Source organism: Amaricoccus sp. (assembly GCF_036846665.1).
Lineage (GTDB): Bacteria > Pseudomonadota > Alphaproteobacteria > Rhodobacterales > Rhodobacteraceae > Amaricoccus.
In genome coordinates this window covers 1-4,175 of record NZ_DAIUBO010000292.1, presented here as the reverse complement: position 1 = coordinate 4,175, position 4,175 = coordinate 1, and the positions used below count along the sequence as shown (strand labels likewise).

Genomic DNA, 4,175 nt, shown 5'->3' with positions numbered 1-4,175 from the left:
AATACCCCTCGCCGTGCTCGCCGGCGGAACCGCCGCTCGTCTCCATGTAGGGATCCGGGGTGCCGGCGTTGCAGGCGGCGAGCAGGAGCGTGCCGGCGGCGAGGAGGACGAGGGATTTCATGGGCCTGGCCTTTCGGTTCTGCGACCGGGCTCTGCCGGCCTCGTAGGGCGACGAGCCTACCGCACCGCCTTCCCCGCGGGCAAGCGCCTTGCCATCCCCCGCGAGGCGCGATGCTGCAAAGCGGCGAGGGGCGGAGATCCGGCAGCCTTGCCTCGGCGCTTGCGGTTTCCCGTGGCCGCTCGGCATCGCCGCAATCCCGGCGCAGGGGATCCTCGGCCACGGTCGGATCCCCATCGGCACGCTTCCCGTCAATCCAGGGTGCTGCTACCGCGGGCGGAGACCGGCGGGGTCGAATGTCGGAACCTTCATTCCGTGGGTCCCTCCGGCAGGAGCGCCCCCAGAAGCGCGCTGTCCTGGCCAAGCTCGGCCGGAACGAGCTCGACCCGGAAGAGCGGCGGTTCCCCGGAGAGATGGTCGAGGACGCGGGGCAGATAGCCCTGCGCGAGGCCCACGCTGCCGCCGATGGCGATCCGGTCGAGGCCGAAGATCGCCTGCAGATCCGCGCAGAGGCGCGCGATGGCGCCGGCGGACCGGTCGATCGCGGCGGCGGCCCGGGGCGTGGCGGCGGCGAAGGCGGCGCGCGCGTCCTCCGTCCCGGCGGCAAGGGCGATGGCCCGGCCGGCCGCGACGGATTCGACGGTGCCGCGGCGGCCCGAGCCGCATGGGTCGTCGCTGAAGGGCGAGGACACGAAGCCGACATGCCCCGCGAGCCCGTCCCGGCTCGCCAGCAGGCGGCCGCCGAGGACGACGCCGCCGCCCACGCCGGTCGAGACGGTCAGGTAGCCGAAGCGCCCGGCGCCCCGCCCGGCGCCGAGCCGCGCCTCGGCCAGGGTCGCGGCGGCCGCATCGTTCCTGAGCATGATCTCGGTGCCGAAGCGGTCCCGCAGGCGGTCGAGCAGCGGCTCGCCCGCGATCCCCTTCAGCGTGCCGGCATTCACCGCCTGCCAGCGTCCCGCCGCGTCGACGCGCCCGGCCACCGCGACGCCGAGCCGCGTCCCAGACCGGTAGCCGAGGCGATCGAGCAGCGCCGCCATCGACTCGATCTGGGCCCGAAACCCCGCCTGCCCGTCGGTCGGAGCCTGGAGGCGGTCTTCGATGCGGCCGGCCAGGATCCGCGCCGCGGCGGTCTTCGTGCCTCCCAGGTCGACGGCGAATCCCTCGGTCATCGCCCGGCCCGAACGGCATCGGCGAACCAGCCGGTGACGAGCTCGAGCCGCGTCAGCGCGCTGCCCACCGTGACGGCATCGGCCCCCGCGCGCATGGCCGCCGCGGCGCGTTCGGGGGTATTCAGCCGCCCCTCCGCCATGACGAAGGCGCCGAGGCCGCGAAACTCCCGGATCAGCTCGAAGTCCGGGCCCGCCTCGCCCGTCGCGGTTTCCCCGGTATAGCCCGAGAGCGTCGTGCCGAGGATTGCGGCACCGCCGGCCAGCGCCGCCCGGCCGTCCGCGAGATCGGCGCAATCGGCCATGGCGAGCGCGCCGCCCGCGAGGATCGCCGCGAGGATGTCGTCGCGGGCCTGCGTCCGCGGTCGCGGCGTGGCGTCATAGGCGACGATTTCCGCGCCGGCCGCGATCAGCGCCTGCGCATCCGCCGCGGTCACGGTGATGCGCACCGGGCTGCCGGGGAGGTCGCGCTTGACGATGCCGATGACCGGCACCTCGACCAGCGGCCGGGTCGCCCGCAGGTTCTCCACCCCCTCGATCCGCAGCCCGGCGGCGCCGCCGGCGACCGCGGCCCGGGCCATGGCGGCGACGATCCCCGGCCGGTCCATCGGCCCGCCGTCGACGGGCTGGCAGGAGACCACCAGCCCGCCCCGGAGCCGCTCCAGCACGCTCATCGCATCAGGCTCGGCAGGCCGGTCGAGAGAACCGGGAAGGCGCAGACGAGGATGAGCACCACGATCGGCGGGATCAGCCAGGGCAGGATGGCGGTCGCGAGCCGCTGGAAGGGGATGTTGCCCACCTGCGCCACCACGAAGAGCGCCATGCCCATCGGCGGGGTCAGGATCGAGATCATCAGGTTCAGCACGACGATGATGCCGAAATGGACCGGGTCGATATGGAAGCCGAGCGCGATCGGCACGAGGATCGGCACCACGATCAGCAGGATCACCAGCGATTCGATGAACATGCCGAGGACGAAGATCATCAGGTTGACCGCGATCAGGAAGCTCACCGGCCCGTCGGCGATGGCGAGGAACATCGTCGCGATCTGCTGCGGCGCCTGTTCGCGGGCGAGCACGTAGCCGAGCAGGGAGACCCCGGCGATGATCGTGGCGATGCCCGCCGAGGTGGCGGTCGTCTCGTAGATCGCGTCCCAGAGCCGGCGCCAGGTCAGCTCGCGATAGAAGAGAAGGTCGATCAGGATCGCATAGAGCACGGTGACGGCGGCCGCCTCGGTGGGCGAGAACCAGCCACTGAAGATACCGCCGACGATCACCGCGGGCGTGAGCAGCGCCGGGAAGGAGCGCAGGAAGAGCCGGCCGATGGCCGCCACGCCCGGCCAGACGTCGCGCGGATAGTCGCGGCGCGAGGCGATGGCGTAGACCATCACCATCAATGCGACCGCGCAGAGCACGCCCGGCACCACGCCGCCGAGGAAGAGCTGGCCGATCGAGGTGTTCGAGATGACGCCGTAGAGCACCATGGTGATCGAGGGCGGCACCAGCGGGCCGATCATCGAGGAGGCCGCCGTCACGGCGCCGGCGAACTCGTCGTCGTAGCCCGCCTTGCGCATGGCCTCGATCTCCATCTTGCCGAGGCCGCCGGCGTCGGCGAGGGCCGATCCGGACATGCCCGAGAAGAAGAGGCTCGCCAGCACGTTCACATGGCCGAGCCCGCCGCGGACATGCCCCACGAGCGCCCGGGCGAAGCCGAAGAGGTGGTTGGTGATGCCCGCGCCGTTGAGAATCCCCGCGGCGAGGATGAAGAGCGGCACGGCGAGCATCGGAAAGCTGTTGAGCCCGTCCACCATGCGGGACATGGCGAAGGCCAGCCCCATGCCGGTCCAGTAGAAATAGCCCATCGACACGAGGATCATCGAAATGCCGATGGGCACGCCGACGAGGACCAGAAGCAGCCAGGTGACGGCGATGATCGTCAGGATCATAGCGGGGTTTCCACTTCATCGGCGGCGTGACGGTGACCGATCCCCGTCAGCCGGCGGATGACGCGATTGGCGACGAGGATCATGGCGACGAAGCCCGAGGCATAGAGGACCGCGTCGCTGACCGGCAGGGTGACGGCCTCGTTCGACCAGGTGCGCCGGATCGTCTGCCATCCGATCCAGATCAGGTTCAGCACGATCCCCAGATAGGCGAGGTCGATCAGCGTGAAGACGATTGCGCGCGCGCGGCGGGACAGCTTCTCGACCATGAAGCCCATGCGGAGCTGGCTGTCGGTGCGCTCCACCTCGGCGATGCCGATCATCGCCATCCAGACCCACAGCCAGCGCGCGGCTTCCTCGGTCCAGACCGGACCGGTGAAGAGCGGCGTGCGGCCGAAGATCTGGATCACCAGCACGAGGATGAGGACGACGAAGAGCGCCGATGCGACGACCCCCTCGGCGCTGTACTTGCGGAGCGGTTTCACTGGTTCTTTCCCCTGCGGCAGGATGTCCGGGGGCCGGGGCCCCCGGTGCGGCCGGCGACGGCTATTTCGCGGTGACCGCGGCGATGGCGCCCTCGCCGAACTCCGCCTCGAGCGTGTCGTAATAAGGCTGCATCGCGGCCTTGAACGGCGCGAGATCGGGATGGGTGATCGTCAGCCCCTTCTCCTCGAAGGCCGCGACCAGCTCCGCCTCGCCCTTCTGCAGCAGCTCGTCGTTCAGCGTGCCGCCGTCATGGATGGCGGTGGTCACCCATTCCTTCTCCTGGTCCGAGAAGCCCTCCCAGGTGCCCGCGCCCATCAGCACCGCCGAGGATGCGACGAAGTGGTTGGTCATCGCGATCGAGCTCTGCACCTCGTAGAACTTCTGGGCGTCGATCGTCGTCAGCGGGTTCTCCTGGGCATCGACCTGGTTGGTCTGCAGCGCGAGGTAGACCTCGGGGAAGGCG

The 4,175-nt window shown here is 70.7% G+C and carries 5 protein-coding genes; all 5 read right to left on the bottom strand.

Annotation, left to right across the window (positions count from 1 at the left end):
- Window positions 1-426 precede the first annotated feature (426 nt).
- The gene (locus V7050_RS18945) at window positions 427-1,287 is read right to left on the bottom strand and encodes an ROK family protein (RefSeq protein WP_324366222.1); all 861 of its coding nucleotides are present in this window, start codon (window positions 1,285-1,287) and stop codon (window positions 427-429) included.
- A complete protein-coding gene (locus tag V7050_RS18940; protein WP_324374486.1) occupies window positions 1,284-1,958 on the bottom strand; it encodes a putative N-acetylmannosamine-6-phosphate 2-epimerase in 675 nt (224 codons plus the stop codon). Before V7050_RS18940 ends, V7050_RS18945 begins: the two co-directional genes overlap by 4 nt.
- The gene (locus V7050_RS18935; protein ID WP_324366225.1) at window positions 1,955-3,229 is read right to left on the bottom strand and encodes a TRAP transporter large permease; all 1,275 of its coding nucleotides are present in this window, start codon (window positions 3,227-3,229) and stop codon (window positions 1,955-1,957) included. The genes V7050_RS18940 and V7050_RS18935 overlap by 4 nt, the downstream gene beginning before the upstream one ends.
- Window positions 3,226-3,711, bottom strand: a complete 486-nt coding sequence (locus tag V7050_RS18930; RefSeq protein WP_324366227.1) for a TRAP transporter small permease — start codon at window positions 3,709-3,711, stop codon at window positions 3,226-3,228. The genes V7050_RS18935 and V7050_RS18930 overlap by 4 nt, the downstream gene beginning before the upstream one ends.
- Before the next feature lie 61 nt (window positions 3,712-3,772).
- Window positions 3,773-4,175, bottom strand: a 403-nt coding sequence (dctP, locus tag V7050_RS18925) for a TRAP transporter substrate-binding protein DctP (RefSeq protein WP_324411030.1), incomplete at its 5' end; no start/stop codon positions are given.

Excerpts from the sequence above, each read along its gene's own strand:
- V7050_RS18945 (WP_324366222.1), bottom strand. The coding sequence starts at position 1,287 with ATGACCGAGGGATTCGCCGTCGACCTGGGAGGCACGAAGACCGCCGCG.
- V7050_RS18940 (WP_324374486.1), bottom strand. The coding sequence starts at position 1,958 with ATGAGCGTGCTGGAGCGGCTCCGGGGCGGGCTGGTGGTCTCCTGCCAG.
- V7050_RS18935 (WP_324366225.1), bottom strand. The coding sequence starts at position 3,229 with ATGATCCTGACGATCATCGCCGTCACCTGGCTGCTTCTGGTCCTCGTC.